Genomic DNA, 19,596 nt, shown 5'->3' with positions numbered 1-19,596 from the left:
GAAGCATAATAAATAAATGTATAAAATGCACTTATTTGTTTTTTATAAAGCCACCAAGAATAATCTAGAATAAAACTATTGATATTCTTGCGCCTTTTAATAATCCATATTAACAGATACTGATACTATATTATCCTTAAACTGGAAATGTCAAATAAAAAAGTGAATTTTGAATAGAATTCAATTTTATGGATCCATATTTGATCTGTGTAGGGGAGTATTATGGATTATGAGGGTATTGGTATGATAACATATCTAAAATATACCTGTAGCGTATACCATTGGTAGTGTTTACATGATGATGTTGACGATAAGATTGGAATCTATCTAGAGTTGATTAACTTAAAATTTAAATCTTGAAAGTTTTACCGTTTAAAATTCCTAAACCTAGAAATGAAGCCCTTGTTTACCAAGTGGATAGGGAGGAGGCATTTTATGACCAACTGCATCAACATGGAGAAATACAGATAAGTTATATTCCCCAAGGCGAAGGTACGTTGATAGTCGGAGATTCAATAAATGAATACAAAGCACACGATATTCTAGTCATTGGGGGCTTTGTACCCCACGTTTTTAAGAGCGATACGGTTGCTTCTCCCAGATCGGAAATGCATACGCTCTTTTTTGACTTACATTCCTTTGGGAAGGATTTTTTTGAAATTGCGGACCTTTCGCTGACCAAAGAATTTTTTAAAAAATCTGAGTTGGGCATGAGGGTGCTTAGCAATACACAACAGATTATAGGAGAATTCCATAAACTAGCTTCCCAGAACAAAGTGGAACAGATAGCTACGTTGCTAACGATTATCAGTCTTGTAACAAAATCGAAAACGGCCCCCTTATCATCTTTTGTCTATAAAAAATCTTTTTCCGATGATGAGGGAAAACGAATGAACAATGTGTACAAATATGCAATGGAACAGTATAGCGAGCCTATTAGTCTGGAAGAAATTTCAAGTGTGGCCAACATGAGTCGCAATGCATTTTGTCGCTATTTTAAGAAGCGAACCAATAAAACATTTTTTCAATTTTTAATTGAAATACGGATAGAGAATGCTTGTAAGCTAATTGTAAACAAACCAGAACTATCCATCTCATTGGTTTCCGAAGAATGCGGTTTCAATAATATTACCAATTTCAACAGAAAGTTCAAGGAACTAAAGGGGTGTTCCCCAACACAGTACCGGTCACGGTTTTAAGAGCACAACCTTGGTATGAATCATATCTTTTATCTTAAGGGTGCAAAGTTCTTTTTTTAGGATGAATTAGGTAATAGTATATAATCTTTGCGTTATTGCTAGGGTATTATTATATAAAGCAAAAGCCTGTTAACTTATGTTTACAGGCTTTTTATAAAATAATGTGTAATGGAAAAGACAAAACTGGTCCTTGCAGTTTAAACTACGGAATTTTTTAATACTCCAATACCTTCAATTTCTAATTCAACGACATCTCCGGGTTGTAGAGGTCTGTGAACTGAAAAGTTATTTTCTATTAAACTTCCCCAACCTACAGTACCACTGCCTAATATATCACCAGGCATAAGATTTACATTGTTTTCAGAAGCACGCTCTATCATTTGTGGAAAAGTCCAATGCACGGTTTTATAATTACCCTCACACATAGTTTCTCCATTAATGCGCGCAGTCATTTTTAAGTCAAATCGCCCATTTGTGGTTAAAGGCATTGTTAAATGTTCCGGATGGGTATCCCTGGAAATGGTGCAACGATATTTTTCGAACTCGTCTTTGGTTACTATACAGGGGCCAATTGCATTGGCAAAATCCTTTCCTTTATGCGGTCCTAGTGGCACGGTCATCTCTTGTCTTTGTATTGCCCTCGCGGTCCAATCATTAAATACGGTATAACCAAAAATATGGTCATCGGCATTTTCGGCTTTAATATCCGCGCCTTTTTTACCCATGACGACGGCCATTTCTAGTTCAATGTCAAATTTGGTTTCTTTTTCAGGTCTCTTTATCTCATCTTCTGGGCCGTAAATGGCTTGGTGATTGGTGAAATAGAAAATGGGAATGTTATACCATTCTGGACTAACGGTATGTCCGAAAGAATTGGATGCATTCAACATATGCTGTTCAAAGGCAACATAGTCTCTAAAGCTCCTCGGGTTGGGTAGTGGCGCTAATAATTTTATTTCGTCTAAATTATAGTGTGGGTCAACTTCCTCTAGATTATTATCCTTTATTATTTTGAAACAGTTTTCATGGTCATCTATAAAACTAAGCATATCATTAGGAAGGCGGTCATCTGCCTTTTGCATACCGACAACGCCATCTGCTTTTAACCATCCGGTCTGTATAGACCCTTCTTTATTTTGGAATGTTACTAATTTCATTTGTGATTTATTAAAATGGAGCCATTAAAGTACCTACTGCTTGGCCTATTACTTTACCTAAATTAGCTCCTTCTGGTAACGGTTTTCCTTCAAATTCCATTAACTCCCATTCGGCCAATGTCTCAGAAGCATTTACAATGGCCATACAACGGTCGTAGCGTCTTTTCATAAAGGCTCTAAAAGCTTCGTCAACTGTAGAAGCTTGTTCTAATTCTTCTGCTAAAACAACCCCATCTTCAAGAGCCAAAGCGGCACCTGAACCTAGTTGTGGAACAGTTGCATGTGCACCATCGCCTATAACAATCGCCCTATTTTTAAACCAAGGGTCTGGTAAGTGGCTTGCTTCGATTGGGCGATAATTTACCAGGTTTGGATCTGTAATCTGTTCTCTTGCATCTTGGGCAATTTTAACCGGGAACTCAGCTAAATAATCTTTCAACATAGGTATATAGGCCGATTTTTCTATCCAAGGATTGTCGGCACCTTCTGCTGAAACCAAGAACATATACATAGTTTTTTCGCACATAGGGACAAACCCAATTTTACTGCGCTTTCCGTAATACATGTAAGAGGTGTCCAAGTCCGCATGTTTAATAAAAGGATATCTCCACACCGATACACCCATATAACGAGGTTTAAATTCACCAAAAATTAAAGCACGCATATCAGAGTTTATTCCATCCGATGCTACTAAAATATCATAGGAACCTTGTGTATTGTCTGTAAAGGTTACCGTTACATCATTTTCATTGTTATCTATTTTTGTAACTGTAGTTCCCATTTTGTAAGTCACTCCGATTTTTATGGCCTCTTCATACATGATTTCATGAAGTGTTCTACGAGAAATACCATTATGGCTAGGATATTTTTCTACAGGAGGTGCACCGGCAAGTCCTAAAAAATGTCCACCTGCAGTGAACATTTTCAACTGTCCGTATGGGTAGCCTTCTTCCATGGTCTTATCAGCAAGACCAATTCTATCTAATGCCCTAAGGGCATTAGATTGTTGGATAATACCAACACCATACACATTAAATGCATCCAAGCGTTCTGCAATTTCAACCTCTACACCTTTTTTTGCCAATGCTATCGCTACAGATTGACCTCCTATTCCTCCACCGACTACAAGTACCTTTTTAACTGCTGACATATTGAGAATTTTATGAATTAAACAAAAATGAACGTTAGGCGTGAATTTTCTCTGCAATCCAATCGTACATGTCCAATGTAGGCATCATATTATCTACCTGACAGTGCTGTGAACCACTCTCACCTTCTGGTACGATTTTCATTTTGTGTTCGCATGTTAAATGTTTTTCCAAAGTAATAGCGTGCTCTACAAAGTTCTGTTTATCACCACCGCCATGCATTATAAATGTGGGCATTGAAATTTTCTCGGCAACACCATTTTCTAAAGTAAAACCTTCTAATTTTTTAAGTACACCTTCATAGGTGTCCTCATCCATAATATGTTGTACAATTTCTGCTAAAGGATGTTTTTCGTTTCTACCGGCCCAAACCGAATAGTAAGACCAAACCGCACCATAAATCATACAAACTTTAAAACGTGGCTCAAACGCCGCACAACGAGCGGCCATGTAACCTCCCATGGATACCCCTGCAATACCAACGCTAGTGGTATCAACTTCGTCTTTCAGGTTTTCTAAGACCCAATCCAAAACTGCGGTACCAGCAACATTATAATCATGTCTAGAGTGAATATGGTTTAACCGTAAAGCGGCTCCTTGGCCTGGACCGTCCATAGCTAACAAGGCAACACCCCTTTCCATTAAGTGGTCACCAATTCCAAAATAAAGTTCTTCAGCCAAACTATCCAATCCGCCAAACATCACCATTACTGGTGGATTTTTCACACCTTTTGGCTTAAATAGATATCCCGGTAAAAAGGAACCTTCAAAAGGAACTTCTACCTGAATTGGCTTTTCTTCAAAATATTTGGTCGCCTTTATAAAAGCCTCTCTTGCTTTAAGGTAAGTTGGTATTTTTCGATCATCTTGTAGATTCATGAAAAATTCCGCCGTGCGTAAATAATTGAATGCTCTTAAATAGGTTCGTCTAGCAGATACAAAAGCATTTTTGTTTTCATAATCTTCTGCCCAACCATAAACCTCATTTCCTTTATTTAGCCAAGCTATATTAAAGGTTTCTCGATTGTCTGGGTCAATATTACCCGCTGCTTCTAATATTTCTGCAAATTCGCCACCACCGTAATGGGCTTGACTTAATGCTCGATTAACTTGATAAGAAGGCATGTATTTGCCTGGAAAAAAATGCCACATAATATGTGTGTGTTTTAAAAATTTGTTATCTCTACTTAAATAAAGTAGCTTAAATATCTACAGGTTTCACTGTACCATCATCAGATAGTCCAAGTTTTTTACCTTTTGCCATTTCTGCAAACGGATTTACAGAACCCCATGCATCATTTGGATTATCTTTTAAATAATGAACGTCTAAATGATCTGGTGCAAAAACTAATCTTGCACAAGCATAGTATTCAAATAAGATTCCACTTCCTGGGTCAACAATGTAGATAAAGAAACCTTCATCTGCTTTGTGTCTTGTTGGTGCCCCCATAACACTTTTATACCCCTTTTCAATGAAATAGTCCAAAGCTAAAAGTACTTCTTCACGGCTGTCAACGTTCCAGCAAATATGGTTTAAAACTGCTTGGTTAGGTTCTATATTCGGGTCTGTAAAGATGGCTATGTCATGAGATAGGTTCGCAAGGGTATGTAAACCTCCAATTGGGGGTATTTCATCTGAAATACGAATCTCATCTGGATTTTTAAACCCTAAAGCTTTCCAAAATGCTTTTTCAGCAGGGTAAGCGCCTTTTGATACCATATATGTTACGTGGTCAAATCTTCTTGGATTTGCCCCTTGTAGTCGGTTGCTGGAATAGCGGTCTGCATACACGCTACCACGTTCCCCTTCTTCTCGAAGCCATTGCACATCCCAAAAAACTTCATGCATATGCCCTTCAGGAGATTGAAATTTAAAAGCTTTACCATGGCCTTGGTCACCATCATACCAACCCCTACCGGCACCAATACTTTCCAAATATTCAACGGCTTCTTCTAAAGCCTCTGGACTATCCGCTCTCCACCCAATATGTCCAAGTCCAGACTTGTCGCTTTGTGTCAATTTTAAGGTATGATGAAAATAATCTCCCCAAGCTCTTAAATAAACAGAACCTTCTTCTCTTCCTGTAATATCCATTCCAACAATATCACCAAAAAAATGTACCGATTTTTCAAGGTCTTTAGTTAAGACCTCAACATGGGCCATTTGTGAAAAATAATGTGGGTTTTTTGCCATTTCTATAAATATTTATATTCTTTATTACGAATCTATAATTACAAATTTAATTTTATTCTTTCTGTGCAATGAATCATATGGAAGACATTGATATTCAAAATCAATACTTTTAAAAATATCAATGAATTAAAATCCTTATTTACTATTCATTATTATTAAACATTTTAATTTTTATAGGTTAGAATAGTTACTTTTATTCCTTTGATTTTAATTTTTTCATCATAGCACCAAAAGCTGGTCTAAAGTCTTCAAATAGTGGATTGTCTTTATTCCTTAACATTACCTCGCTAAACAGTTTTAAGCCGATAGCAAATTCAATCGAATCTTGTTCCGTTTTAAATCGGTCTCGTTGTTTCATGCGTTCGATAATTGCGAATATGTTGTCGTGATTGACAAACTCAAATTCAATAGGCTCATAAACTTTGTCATCTGGTCTCAGTAATTCCAAAAGCTCTAGTTTTAATTTATATTTATTGGCTTTTTTATCCATATTCTTGAGCATTAAAAATTATTTTGATCGAAGTCAAAATTGATGAATCTTTAATTGTATTATTTATTACTTGCTCTTACCAATTTTTTTAGTAGTCTGCGCGCTCTATTTGGTCCTACATCAACATGTATATCAACAGTAGGTTGTTCACCAAATTTTTTCATGTTTCTGAACTGTTCCTCAACAACTACCTTATCTTCATCAAAAGTAAACCTTGTTTGTTCTACTACCTTTTTCTTGACTTCTTCAACATTATTTTCTGGATTTGTAGCAATTGTCCAAAAATAATGAGCGGTTTCTGTAGTTTCTGGAGTTAAACCATGCAAACCGCGCATATGAAATCCTTTTCTATTTGGGTCATCTAAAGAATCTGTATTTACATCAACAGCACCCGTCCAAATACGTATATGTGAAGGATAAAATTCTAGCTCTTGCCATCTGTCTACTTTTCCTTCAAAAGGGTATGCGGCAATATAGGTTGGGGGTGGAGTAGAATTTGGTAAATAACGTTTTATAAAAACACTTTCACCTCTGGTTTCCGAAACCAATTTTGCATTCATATGGGTATGCGCATCGCCACCAATCGTATGTACATGTACATAGCCTAAATGACTTAGATCTAATAAATTATCGTGAATTAATTGATATGGAGCTTGGTATTGGTATACATCACCATCAAAAACATAATTGGGGTCTGTATGAAATTTATATTTCGGAGGCTCTACCGTGGGTGTCTCATTATCCTTCGTGCCAAACCATATCCATACTATTGCATCTTGTTCTACTACATGATACTTTTTAACACATGCATTTGGAGGAAGATGGTCTTGCCCTGGTACATCAATAACCTTTCCTTCCTCATCAAATAAAAGACCATGATAACCACACCGTAATCCTTTATCTTCTATCAGCCCCATTGACAAGGGTAAGTGTCTATGGCAACAACGGTCTTCTAATGCATTTACTTTACCATCTTTTGTTCTATAAAGTACTATAGGGTTATTTAATAATGTTCTTGCTAAAGGTTTGTCTGTTAGTTCTTTTCCTAAAGCAGCTATATACCATATATTTAGTGGGAACTCAACTTTATTTTCTTCTTCCATTTTATTTATAATCTAATTGCTAGTTATTCAATAATTTCTTTTCCTTTCGTTTCTTCCAATTTGGATAAGAAAAATAAGGATAGGACAGCCAATACTGTGGCTACCCATAAAAACGCAGATTCGTTTATAACGTCTGATAATCCACCCGCAATTGCAGGTATTAAAACGCCTCCGACAATTTCCGCTACTGCAGTAACAAAACCAACGGCCTTGGCCTTTAAACGATTTGGCACTGCTTCTGAAGGTACTATGGCTGCAACGAGGGGAATAGTCCCCACCATAGCATAGGTAATAAACATGGCTGGTAAATGAATACCTGTGCCGTTTAAGAAGTAGACTGCAAAGGGATAAACAATTCCTAAGCATAAAGCGATTAATAAAGCTTTTTTTCTGCCTATTTTATCTGAGATCCCTGGAAAAAACAAAGATGATAAGAGCATAGAAAGTCCTAGTAATCCCATGGTTTTCTGCATAGTACCAGCATCCATTCCCTGAACATCGGTAAAGTATTTGGTGATAAAAGGTATTGTAGCAAACCACCAACCAAAAACACAGCAAGCAAGTGGAGTACCCCATTTAATATTATTATATTGCCATAATTCCTTTATGTTAAACCCATTTTTTTCTTTGATGCCTCTACTTTCTGTTGTAGAATTTTTAAGATAAATAGCAGCTAACACCCCCATGAAAAGTCCTGGTACACCGGCAATATAAAATGCCGTTCGCCAACCCATATTTTCGGCTATCTGTATCAGTATGACCGGAGCCAGTATAGAACCGAACAGAGCACCGCCCACAGCCTGTACAATACCAACATTAATACCTAGCCTGCTTGGAGAAGATTCCCGTTCTACAAATATCTGAGCCAAAGGAATAACCGGGCCTTCCGCCAAACCCATCACTAAGCGGGCCACCAATAAGGTGCCAAAACCAATCGCCATACCTGAACCAAAGGAGCATACCGAAAAAATTACGATAGATAAAATAAAGGTAATCTTGTTCTTGTTTTTAGCCTCTGACCAAGCTGTAGTAAAATAACTGGAAAAGGCCCAGGCCAATGACAAACCTGCAGCTAACAAGCCAATTTGGGTGTTGTTTAAGTTGAGGTCTTTTGCGACGTAGGGCACCAAATAGTTAAGTGCTAACCGGTCAAAAAACAGGACGCCAAACGTCAAGGCCATAAGGCCAACGATACCATTCTCGTAGGAGAAGAATTTTTTCATAGCTCTAATTATTTAATGTGGAGATTTTCTAAACTGTGTTTTTTTACCCATCTCATCTGACCATTCGACAACTCCATTTGTATTTGCCCAAACGTTATAAATCGAATCCATTTCAGCAATGACTTCTGGTTTGGAAGCAGCAATATCATTAGATTCTGTTCTATCGGTAGAAAGGTCATACAGTTCCCACTCTTTTTGGTACTGATGAACACCCTTTAAATCGCCCAACCAAACTGCACGGTCTCCAAACCATTCAAAACAAATGGGTTGTTCCCTGTTCCAATCTTCACCTTGTAATAAAGGCAGAAAACTTTCACCGGCTAGGGCGTTAGCTTTAATGCCATTGTAGGTTTCAGGATATTCAATACCGGCGATATCTAATAAAGTGGGCATGATATCTACCACGTGGCTACCACCTTTCATTACCTTTCCCGTTTCTTTTTGATTTGGATAACGTATAATAAAGGGTGTTGCTAGGCCCCCTTCATAAGGAGATGATTTATAACTTCTTAATGGACTGTTAGATACCTGAGCCCATTTTTTGGAATACGATTCCATTGAACCCGCAGTACCCACAGGGCCTTCATTTCGTTTAACCGTAAAAGGCATTTTACCAACATCCATATTTTCAGCGCCATTGTCAGAAAGAAAAACAACTACCGTATTATCCAATTGACCAGTTGTACCTAAATAATTCAGTAGTTTTCCTATATTTTGGTCCAAATTGTCTACCATAGCGGCATAAACTTCCATTTTCAAAGTCCATTCGCTTTTTTCTTTTTCAGTTAAACTGTCCCAAGGTGGTAACAATTTATCTTTAAAGAGATTCCAGTCTTCATTAGCAAGTCCTAGTTTTTTGATGTTCTCAAAACGGAGTTTACGTAGTTCATCCCAACCTGCATCATATTTTCCTTTATACTTGGCAATATCTTCCGGTTTTGCATGTAAAGGCCAATGCGGAGAATTATAGGCCATATAAAGTAGAAATGGTTTTTCTGCTGGATTGTTCTTTACAAAATCAATGGCTCTTGTAGTGAGTTCATCGGTTAAGTAAAAATCGTCCTTTTCTATAGTATAAACCTCATTGCCTTCATACAAGAATGCTGTTGATGGTGGGCCTTTTAGCAAAGGCTTAGTATCAAAATAACTGGCGCCACCATCCAAAAACCCAAAGAAATTATCAAAACCACGCTGTAATGGCCAATGTGGTCTCTCATTACCTACGTGCCATTTACCGGCCATATAGGTGGAATAGCCACCTTCTTTAAATACCTCGCCCAGGGTCAATGATTCTTTATTAATATAACCTTCATAACCTTTTACCCCAAAATCTTCATTAAAGAAACCCATACCTGCTTTGTGTGGATATTGTCCAGTAAGTAAACTAGTACGTGAAGGCGCGCAAATGGTATTGGTGTAAAAGCGCGTTAACCGTGTTCCTTCAGAGGCAAGACGGTCAAGACTTGGCGTATTTATTTCTGATCCATAGTTTCCCAAATCAGAAAAGCCCATATCATCTGCCAAGATTAAAACAATGTTCGGTTTTTTTTCTGGCTGGTGATCCTCTTTTTTGTTTATAGCGGCGTCTTTGCAACTAAGACAGAAAAGGGTAAAAACTCCTAAAATCAGTATTCTCATAAAACAATTTTTAAAATTATAAAGCACTCATTTTTAGTTAGTAAAATATAAAATGGGGTTTGTCTTTTGAAAGAAACTAAGGATATAGAATTTGAAATTCAATATCCTTAGCGTTAAACACTTATTCAATAAACAAAAACAAAAATTAGAATCTATAAGTGGCCGTTAAGAAATAAGCTCTTGGCATGCTACCCTGTGTTGAGAATGTGGCATTGGGATTGTTGGCAATAAAGTCTTGCGAAAAACCATCACGATTTAAGGCTTGCGGAAAACCACCTGGTCCTTGCCATCCTAAAATTCCGTATTTATCTAACACATTATTAATGTTCAGCTGTAGACCGAAGCTTTTTGAAAAATCATAACCGAAGGCTAAATCTACAGTGCCAAAAGCAGGTAATACAAAGGCATTGGGCACATTTGCCTGTCTTTCGCCCATATAGCTGTAATTTAATGATCCGTAAAATTTTTCGGCATTGTAAATGGGGTTAATATTAAATATGAGGTTAGCACTATTATCTGCCTCATTTCCTGAAAAATCAATAATAGTGTCATCACCAGCTCCATCCTCACCCTCTGCCCAAGCGGTATACTTGTCCGCTTTAGCATTTTGTATTACGGCATTACTTCTGATCATCCATTTATCTGTAAGATTAATGGTGGTTTCCAATTCAAAACCTATTGTAGAATACTCGTTAAACTGATATGGCGGAGAGTAATTGGTTCTTGTTTCCGTAGAAAATGTTTGAATGTTAGGCACATTTTTCATGTTGCTATAAAAGGGTGTAGCCACTAATTTCAATTTTTCCGTATTTACTTTATAACCGATTTCAAATTGGGTGATTTCTTCCAAAAGGGTTTCACTTTCATTTAGTGTGTTTACCAAATCATTATTGTTCAAGTCTAAGTAGAATGAGGTTGCCGGTGCCTTATTACCACGTGCAAAACGTGTGTATATAGCTTGTTGATCACTGAATTTGTAGTTAAGTCCAGCCGTGTATGAAAAGCTACTTAAGTCATAATCATAGTTAATTGGAGGACCTTCGGTTCCACCACCATTATCCCAAATCGTTAAAGGGTTGCCATCTCGTCCACCAAAAGATGGGTCGTTATATCGTGGATTTGCAACCCCAATGGTATTAAACCCTTCAGAGCTAATATTTTCGTAACGCATACCATAGTCCAAGGTAAGCTCTGGCGTTATTTTCCAATTGTGACCAAAGAAAAGTGCAAACACCCCTTGAGTGGTTTCACTATCGTTAGAACCAGTCCATCCTACATTCATAAATCCTTCAGGGCTTGTTATTTCATAGGTATTGCCATCATTGGCATCTAAAGTAATCTGTGCTGGCACAGGACGATCTTGGATTAATCCACCACTTAGACCCATACCTTTATTGTAATTGGTAATATCTAGCGTGGAACGACTATAAAAGCTACCTAAGTTGAACGTACTTTTTTCAGTTTTCTTAGTAAGTGTGAATTGATTTGCAATTTCATTTCTATCAATGTCTGTATAGAAAAATGGCATGAACAATAGTGAATTTGGTTGTATATTGGATCCAGGGAAATTATTATTTTCGCCTGGCACAAGAAATACCGGCGGTCCAGGTACGGATCCAGGTCCTACATTAGGTATCATTTCTACGGTACCAAACTCTTGACCTGTTCTTGGGTCTGCAAAACGATATGTTCCAGTTCTATGTGGTGCACCTGGGGCAAAGTGGCCGGGGATGGCATAAAACAAAATTTCAGTGGTGCTAATAGGCGTAACTACAGCAGTTGCATTTCGTTCATCATCTTTTCTGGAATATTTAAAATCATTTTTGAAAGAAAAACCATTACCTAAATCTTGAACCCAGTTAAAACCAATAGAGGCGTCTCTATTATGTAATAAATCTGTTGAATTAAGGGTTCTTGTACCTTCTTCATTGAATGGAATGTCCATAGAGAAGTCATAAAGCCCATAGGAATCATATTTAGAAAACCCATTTGCTATTTGTGGATCTTCCCAATTTGTAGAAGGTATAAATGCCATTCTATCATTTTTATCATTTAGATATTTAAGGTTTAATTTAAAAGAGCCTGTATTATATTTTTTTACAAGATTTGCTCTAATCTGGCCACCTTTATTAATAGGGTAACCACGGTCTCTAGCTCCGTCCGACTGGCGGAAGAAACCACCCACATTATACGTCCACCCATTACTCATGGGTCCGCCAATATTAAAATCCGCTCTGTAATATGGGTTTTTTCCATTGCCTTCAAGACCATATTTGGCACGTACTTCACCAGCAAATTCATTACCTCCTGTTTTAGATACGTAATTAAAAATGCCACCTGGAGCATTAGCGCCCAAAATAGATGCGGTACCACCTCTAACAGCCTCTACACGTGCCGTCATTGCATCAGCCCTTAAAAATAAATCAGGGTATAATTCAACATTTGTTACGGGTAAACCATCTTCTTGTAAGGACACATATCTATACCCATTAATATTATCTATAGAATTTGCAGAAAGACCTCTGGAGTATACCGAGTTCCAAATTTCTCCCCTTGCTTGGTTTACAAATACCCCCGGTATATTTTTCAATAAATCCGCTGAACTTGTAGGTGCAACTCTTGCCAATTGTTTGGCACCGATAGTTGTAATCGCCACAGAGGCTTCCATCTTGCTTCGGGCATCAAAAACCCCAGTAACGACCACATCATCCAATTGCGTGGCATCTTCACTTAACGTAACGGACAATGGTTGGGATTGAGGTACGGATACCGTAATTTTTTGTCTTGAAAATCCAACGTAGGAAACAATTAATTGATATTCTCCAGAATCCAAACCACTAAGGGTGAATTTTCCGTCAAAATCTGTCATTGTGCCATTTTTTGTGCCTTCAATCAAAACAGAGGCGCCGGGTAAAACGGCACCAGCTTCGTCCTGTACTTGACCAGAAATTTCACCCGTTTGTGCTTGGGTAAAACCAATCAATAAGAATCCTAAACAAGTTAAAAATAGTCTAGCGTGATTTTTCATTTAAGTTAGTTTAAGTTGGATAAAAAATGATATTTATCATTTTAATATTTATATTTTATTAATATATCAAAAATGATGTCTCCAAATTTCCAATATAATAATGGTAATTGTGAATCAAAAAAAGAACTATACTATTCAAAATCAATTCTTTTTGATGTTTTTTTAATTTAGGGCTTAATTAAACACAATCCAAATAGATATAATTTTTCTACAAAATCATTTAGCAGAATCGATACCGGAAAGTGGCAAAAATTAAAATGGGAATAAAGGGCAATTTAAAATGGAATACACTAGTTGGTTTGTGCGTATTCTTTTGGTGAAAGGCCGGTTTGTTTTTTAAAAAAACGGGCGAAGTTACTTGGGGTTTGATTACAAAGTTTTACAGCAATTTCCGAAACATTAAGCTCCGAATGCTTGATTAATGTTTTTGCTTCTAGAATAAGCATTTCTTTTAGTAGGTCTTGTGCCGTTTTGTCAATTGCGGTTTTAACACACTTATTAAGGTAGTTTGGTGTAACATTCAATAAATCTGCATAGTCGGTTATATTTTGATAATCATAAATATGTTTTGCAAGTGCATGTTTGTACCGTTTTGTAATTTCAAAATTAGATTTTCTATTTTTGGTTCTTACCTCTGGCATTTCAGATTTAAGTTCCTCAAAAATTGTCATTAAGTATAAGGAAATCAAGTTTTTACTAGAACTCTCTCCTCTATAAATAGTGAATAACCGCTCTAAAATAGTGGCAATAATTTCCTGTGTTCTTGTATTTAATTGGACTATAGGATTAGACTGGTATTGAAAAAACACAAAGCGTTCGGTCAAAATTCCTTTTGGGAATATATCAAGGATACGTTCATGAAAATGGCAGTAAAAACCTTGGGCATCTTCACTGATCATATCATGCTCCGTAATTTGGTATGCGGGTAAAAAGAAAATAGCAGGAGCCTTAATTTCATAACTATTTAAACCCTTACTTCTTCTAGAGGTTCCTTTGGTTAAAAAAAAGAAATCGTGAAAAGTTTTACGATGCGGTAGTACATGAAAACGTTTCTTGTCACTTATATCATCAATCCTATTAATATGGAAATCATCATGTCTTGTGTTGGAAATTATGGGCAACCAATCAATAGAATGCATATGAAAATTAGATATTTCATATGAACTTAACGTTGGTATGTTCTTTTCGTTTCCCATGAATACTAACAAATAAATACTACAGATTACTCTTCTAAAATAGCAACAGCTCTGGTCCATCCTGCGCTGGCTTTTTCAATTTTTGCCGGAAAACAGGCCACTTTAAATCCAAAAGGGGGAAGTTTATCCAAGTTAGCCAATTTTTCTATTTGGCAGTATTCTTTTTCAATACCTACGTAATGTGCTTGCCAAATGATTCCTGGTCTAGGATTTGATCTGTAATCCTTAGCTTGTAGGTGTAGAGGAATGTCCCAACTCCATCCGTCTGTACCCATTACCTTAATACCTTGGTCTATTAGCCAATGGGTTGCTTTTGCAGAAGCACCAACATGCCTGCTGGTAAAATCTTCTTCATGTAAATGTTTAGAAGCATCACAACGTATTAAAACAATATCGTAAGGTTTTAAGGTGTATTTAATGGCGGCTAATTTCTCTTTTAAATCGTTTGGTTCAAACATATAACCGGCGGGCTTATCCGTAAAGTCCAACACAACTCCATCTCTAAAAAACCAATCCAGGGGCATTTCATCAATTGTTCTTGATGGTTCGCCATTACAGGTTGGGTAATAATGGTAGGGAGCATCAACATGAGTCCCCGCATGACTATTTACCGTTAAAAATTCTCCGGCAGGGCCATTTCCATCTGGGAATACATTACCTAAACCGTCGAATAAAATTTTACCCATGGTTTTGGCCCCTTCTTTGTGGTCTTCATAATTAATGGCGGTAGGGAAAGGCTCTTTTACTTTGTCTGAAATGGTTACGGATAAGTCAATTATCTTCATATTCTATTGGTAATAATACATTTTTAGTATGAGCTTTATAAATAAATCCTATTTTTTGTAGGATACTTTTGTAAAGTTGATAAAAAGAATTAATAAAATTGAATCATTTGTACGCTAAATATATTCAATATCAATCCTTTATTGTGAAATTTATTTAAAATGTGTCAAATTGTATTCTAAATCATAAGGTTTAGCTGATAATCCTATAAAATAACATCATGTCTACACATACTTTTACCATGAACGAATCTTTCCCCATGAACGCTTGGTATGCCGTTGCTTGGGATGTAGAACTAAAGTATAAATTACTACCACGTACAATTTGTAATAAGCCTTTGGTATTATATCGAAAAAAAGATGGAACGCCAATAGCTTTGGAGGATGCTTGCTGGCATAGACTATTGCCCTTGTCCAAAGGTAGTTTAAGGGATGATACGGTTGTTTGTGGCTATCACGGTTTGGAATATAACAGTGATGGGCGTTGTTCGTATATGCCATCGCAAGAAACCATAAACCCATCTGCCTGTGTACGCTCATATCCTGTAATTCAGAAATATCGTTTTATTTGGGTATGGATGGGCAACCCGGCATTGGCCGATGAATCAAAAATTCCGGATATGCACTGGAACGATGATCCGGACTGGGCAGGTGACGGACAAATGATCAAAGTGTACTGTAATTACAGGTTGGTGGTAGATAATTTGATGGATCTAACCCATGAAACCTTTGTACATTCAGAAACTATTGGCGATCGTAATGTAGCCGAAGCACCGTTTGATGTGCACTATGATGAGAAAACAGCGACCGTTACCCGTTGGATGAAAGATATACAGCCACCACCATTTTGGAAAGGGCAATTGAATAAAGTATTTGACCATGATGGTACCGTAGATCGCTGGCAGATCATAAAATTTGAAGCTCCCTGTACCGTAAATATAGATGTTGGCGTAGCTATAGCCAATACAGGTGCTCAAGAAGGTGATAGGTCTAAAGGGGTCAATGGCTACGTATTAAATACCATAACACCATCTACGAACCAGACCTGTCTTTATTTCTGGGCCTTTAGCAGAAATTATAACTTAAAGGATCAAAGTAATACCACAGAACTTAAAAATGGGGTCGCCCATATTTTTTCTCAGGATGAGGATATTTTAGAGGCACAACAAAAGGCAATCAACGAAAACCCGGATCGTGAATTTTATAATTTGAATATTGATGCAGGTGCTATGTGGGCAAGAAGAATTACGGATAATATGGTAGCAAAAGAAAAGAAGGACTAATGAGATATAGGAATACTTGGGAAGATGCCGTGGTGGGTAAAGTGGAAAAAGTTGCGGAAAATGTAATGCAAATTCAAATTATCCCTGCAGGTGATACAGCGGCCTTTACAGTGGGCTCACATTTAGATATTGCTGTTTTGATCAATGACTTGCCAGAAATCAGGAGCTACTCTTTGGTTGGGCGGTACGTTCCAAATAAACCCTATACCATAGCGGTAAAACGTTTGACCGCAAGCCGTGGCGGGTCCAAATATATGTGGGGATTAAAAGAAGGTAGCAAGTTGCGCATTTCACAACCCACCAATCATTTTGAACTTGGTTTTAATACGTCAAATTATCTACTTATTGCAGGAGGTATTGGAATTACGCCCATTCTAGGGATGGCAGAAGAGTTGATAGCAAAAACTGACAAGAATGTACGCATGTTGTATTTGGGCAGGTCTGCCCAAGAAATGCCTTATATAGAAGTATTACAAAAGGTATTGGGACAACGGTTAACGGTGCATTATAGTGATATTGATGGTTTTTTTGATACGTCAAAAATTTTAAATCTTTGCGATATTGAAACGCAAGTATACTTATGTGGACCCATTGGCTTAATGAATGCAGTTCGAAAGACGTGGGAAAATGGACCGTTCAACTATCAAAATTTACGGTTCGAGACTTTTGGGGCTTCGGGTTTGTTTGCTCCCCAGGCATACACCGTAAAGATACCGAGGTTTAATAGAGAAGTACAGGTAAATGAAAATCAAACCTTATTGTCTGCTTTGCTTGATGCAAAAATTGATGTTATGTATGATTGTAAAAAAGGGGAGTGCGGACTTTGTCAATTAGATATTCTCGATTATTCTGGCGATATTGATCATCGCGATTTCTTTTTCAGCGACGAAGAAAAAGGTGAAAATAAAAAAATGTGTGCCTGTGTAAGCAGGGTTGCCAATGGTAATATTACCATAGACACTGCTTATAGGGGATAGTTACAACGTCTAATACCTAATAAAATGTCTAAACCAATTTCCCTGCAGTTAGATGAGCGTGCCATTTCTAAGTTACAATACGCTACTATTTTCATATGTTTTTTAATGAACATTTTAGATGGTATGGATGTGCTGGTCATTTCATATTGTGCCCCTGCAATTGCTAAATCTTGGGCCATTGGTCCAGAAGCCTTAGGTATGGTATTTAGTGCGGGTCTTGCAGGAATGGCATTGGGGGCATTGCTATTGGCGCCATATGCGGATAAAATAGGCCGCAAGAAAATGATTTTAATCAGTGCTTTTTTAATAAGCATAAGTATCTATTTAACTAGCTTTACGAATACGGTTCCACAATTAATTTTTCTTCGTTTTGTTAGTGGTTTAGGTATTGGAAGTATGCTTGCCAGTACTGCAGCATTAACGGCAGAGTATACGCCTAACAGGTCAAAGGACTTTTGGGTGAGTTTCGTATTGGCCGGTTATCCTATTGGAGCGGTAATAGCTGGATATGTTGCTGCATCCGTTGTGCCATCAAGTGGGTGGCAAATGATGTTTAAACTTGCCGGTTTTGCTTCGTTCATAACCATTCCCTTAATATTTTTATTTCTGTCGGAATCCATTGAATATTATCTTAAAAAACAACCTAAGCGGGCACTTGAAAAAGTAAATCGTATTTTAAGGAAATTAGCTATCCAAGAAATTTCAACTCTTCCGGAAAAACGTATAAAATCTTTAGGTATTCCGGTAAATCAATTATTATCAAAACACTATAAACTATCTACGATTCAACTATGGATAGCCTTGTTTTTTGCATTTGGTTGTCTCTATTTTCTCATCAGTTGGATTCCCAAATTGGCCTCTAACGCGGGTCTTTCAATGGAATTAGCCATCTATTCTGGCACGGTATTTAATGTAGGTGCGTTTTTTGGTTGTGTTATTCAAGGGTACATTTCATCTAAAATTGGACTAAAAAAAACCATTGCCATATTCTTGGTCGTTACTGCTGTCTTGATGGCTATATTCAGTGTGTTTATAGGGTCAGATTTTGTGCTTATAGTTTTTGGTTTGCTAGGTTTTGCCCTTCAAGGTGGTTTTGTTGGGCTGTATGCCGTAGCTGCCCGTATGTATCCCACAGAATTTAGAACTACAGGAGTGGGTTGGGCCATTGGTGCCGGTAGGTTAGGTGGTGTATTAGGTCCTGCACTAGGTGGTGTACTCGTAGGTATGGGGCTTTCTATGTCCGCCAATTTTATGATTTTTGCCGTTCCTGCGCTTTTGGCAGGGGTAGTTACTTATTTTATTTCATCAAAGGAAATTTCTTAGAAAAACAGAGCATAAACAAGTATTACTCAAAACGATCAACAATGAACAATTTGAAATCACTTCTCACAGGAAAATATATGCTTTGGCTTCTATTGGCCATACCGGGTGTTATGATGACCTTGAATTACGCAAAAGGACAATTTAAGTATGAAGACATCATGCATATTACCGGAGAATTTGCTGCGCGTATGTTGATTATAAGTCTTATTGCAACGCCAATACGTTTAATGTTCCCTAAAACGAAAGTAGCGCAATGGTTATTAAGAAATAGACGCTTTTTTGGTGTTGCGGCATTTGCCTATACCTTACTCCATACCATTCTTTATGTACTTGAATTTCCAATTTCTAAAATAGTAAATGAATCAATAGAGCTATCAATACTTACGGGGTGGATTGCTTTTTTCGTGTTTATTCCTTTAGCTATGACGAGTACCAATGCAGCAGTCAAACGAATGGGGCACAATTGGAAAAAATTACAACAATGGGTGTATTTGGCTGCTGTTATGGCTTTCGCTCATTGGGCACTTCTTGGGCTACAAGGAGAAGAAGGTAGTATGGCCGGAGCTTTGGCTCATTTTGTACCTGTAATGCTTTTACAGTTGTACAGGGTTTATAAGCAGAAGTTTTCAAAGTAATCAGCAAACTTTTTAGGTTTCTGTCTCTGTTGAATTATGCTTTAATTTTCATTTTAAAATCTGTAAAATTGAACTTCCAAATTTTGCTAGTCAAGGGGAATACTCTTATCCTTGAATTAAAACTCCAGTGAATGGTAAACCTGATGACTGAATACTCTCTTTGGTGTATTGTATTTACACTGCCCTAAATACCAATTCCGGAACAATAATTTTAGCTGTA

The 19,596-nt window shown here is 37.2% G+C and carries 16 protein-coding genes; 5 read left to right on the top strand and 11 right to left on the bottom strand.

Annotation, left to right across the window (positions count from 1 at the left end; genetic code table 11):
- The first annotated feature begins 356 nt into the window (after positions 1 to 356).
- The gene (locus tag JM81_RS11030; protein WP_144803366.1) at positions 357 to 1,199 is read left to right on the top strand and encodes an AraC family transcriptional regulator; all 843 of its coding nucleotides are present in this window, start codon (positions 357 to 359) and stop codon (positions 1,197 to 1,199) included.
- A gap of 197 nt (positions 1,200 to 1,396) precedes the next feature.
- Here the strand turns inward: JM81_RS11030 and JM81_RS11025 are convergent, their stop codons facing one another.
- The 11 genes from JM81_RS11025 to JM81_RS10975 all read right to left on the bottom strand — a co-directional run bounded on the left by JM81_RS11025 (position 1,397) and on the right by JM81_RS10975 (position 15,161).
- A complete protein-coding gene (locus JM81_RS11025; RefSeq protein WP_144803364.1) occupies positions 1,397 to 2,356 on the bottom strand; it encodes a fumarylacetoacetate hydrolase family protein in 960 nt (319 codons plus the stop codon).
- Positions 2,357 to 2,366: 10 nt separating this feature from the next.
- On the bottom strand, positions 2,367 to 3,506 hold the full coding sequence (locus tag JM81_RS11020) for an FAD-dependent monooxygenase (RefSeq protein WP_144803361.1): 1,140 nt from the start codon (positions 3,504 to 3,506) through the stop codon (positions 2,367 to 2,369).
- Between the two features lie 34 nt (positions 3,507 to 3,540).
- Positions 3,541 to 4,656 (bottom strand): alpha/beta hydrolase family protein, encoded by a 1,116-nt coding sequence (locus tag JM81_RS11015; RefSeq protein WP_144803358.1) that lies wholly within the window; start codon positions 4,654 to 4,656, stop codon positions 3,541 to 3,543.
- 49 nt (positions 4,657 to 4,705) lie between these two features.
- Positions 4,706 to 5,698 carry a VOC family protein gene (locus JM81_RS11010; RefSeq protein WP_089261069.1) on the bottom strand — a complete coding sequence of 331 codons (993 nt, stop codon included), beginning with the start codon at positions 5,696 to 5,698 and terminating at the stop codon, positions 4,706 to 4,708.
- Between the two features lie 193 nt (positions 5,699 to 5,891).
- On the bottom strand, positions 5,892 to 6,188 hold the full coding sequence (locus JM81_RS11005) for a DUF3861 domain-containing protein (protein WP_144803356.1): 297 nt from the start codon (positions 6,186 to 6,188) through the stop codon (positions 5,892 to 5,894).
- A 59-nt stretch (positions 6,189 to 6,247) separates the two neighbouring features.
- Positions 6,248 to 7,291 (bottom strand): aromatic ring-hydroxylating dioxygenase subunit alpha, encoded by a 1,044-nt coding sequence (locus JM81_RS11000; protein WP_144803354.1) that lies wholly within the window; start codon positions 7,289 to 7,291, stop codon positions 6,248 to 6,250.
- 23 nt (positions 7,292 to 7,314) lie between these two features.
- Complete coding sequence (locus tag JM81_RS10995) at positions 7,315 to 8,514, bottom strand: MFS transporter (RefSeq protein WP_144803352.1); 1,200 nt, start codon at positions 8,512 to 8,514, stop codon at positions 7,315 to 7,317.
- Between the two features lie 12 nt (positions 8,515 to 8,526).
- Positions 8,527 to 10,152: an arylsulfatase gene (locus JM81_RS10990; RefSeq protein WP_144803349.1), complete on the bottom strand. Its 1,626-nt coding sequence runs from the start codon at positions 10,150 to 10,152 to the stop codon at positions 8,527 to 8,529.
- Positions 10,153 to 10,297: 145 nt separating this feature from the next.
- Positions 10,298 to 13,180, bottom strand: a complete 2,883-nt coding sequence (locus JM81_RS10985) for a TonB-dependent receptor domain-containing protein (protein ID WP_144803346.1) — start codon at positions 13,178 to 13,180, stop codon at positions 10,298 to 10,300.
- A gap of 290 nt (positions 13,181 to 13,470) precedes the next feature.
- On the bottom strand, positions 13,471 to 14,376 hold the full coding sequence (locus tag JM81_RS10980) for a helix-turn-helix domain-containing protein (protein WP_186435564.1): 906 nt from the start codon (positions 14,374 to 14,376) through the stop codon (positions 13,471 to 13,473).
- Between the two features lie 26 nt (positions 14,377 to 14,402).
- On the bottom strand, positions 14,403 to 15,161 hold the full coding sequence (locus JM81_RS10975; RefSeq protein ID WP_144803340.1) for a cyclase family protein: 759 nt from the start codon (positions 15,159 to 15,161) through the stop codon (positions 14,403 to 14,405).
- Positions 15,162 to 15,379: 218 nt separating this feature from the next.
- Between JM81_RS10975 and JM81_RS10970 the strand changes: the two genes are divergently transcribed.
- From JM81_RS10970 to JM81_RS10955, 4 genes are read left to right on the top strand one after another with little or no spacing between them, the layout of a single operon-like run.
- Entirely contained in the window at positions 15,380 to 16,441 is a 1,062-nt protein-coding gene (locus JM81_RS10970; protein ID WP_222430301.1) for an aromatic ring-hydroxylating dioxygenase subunit alpha, read from the top strand.
- Positions 16,441 to 17,418, top strand: a complete 978-nt coding sequence (locus JM81_RS10965) for a PDR/VanB family oxidoreductase (protein WP_144803337.1) — start codon at positions 16,441 to 16,443, stop codon at positions 17,416 to 17,418. The genes JM81_RS10970 and JM81_RS10965 overlap by 1 nt, the downstream gene beginning before the upstream one ends.
- Positions 17,419 to 17,442: 24 nt before the next feature.
- Positions 17,443 to 18,741 (top strand): MFS transporter, encoded by a 1,299-nt coding sequence (locus JM81_RS10960; RefSeq protein ID WP_144803335.1) that lies wholly within the window; start codon positions 17,443 to 17,445, stop codon positions 18,739 to 18,741.
- A gap of 41 nt (positions 18,742 to 18,782) precedes the next feature.
- Positions 18,783 to 19,376, top strand: a complete 594-nt coding sequence (locus JM81_RS10955) for a sulfite oxidase heme-binding subunit YedZ (protein WP_144803332.1) — start codon at positions 18,783 to 18,785, stop codon at positions 19,374 to 19,376.
- Positions 19,377 to 19,596 lie beyond the last annotated feature (220 nt).

The organism is Maribacter sp. MAR_2009_72, from assembly GCF_007827235.1.
GTDB classification, from domain to species: domain Bacteria; phylum Bacteroidota; class Bacteroidia; order Flavobacteriales; family Flavobacteriaceae; genus Maribacter; species Maribacter sedimenticola.
The sequence above is the reverse complement of the archived record's forward strand: the minus strand, read 5'-3'. Positions and strand labels throughout refer to the sequence as shown.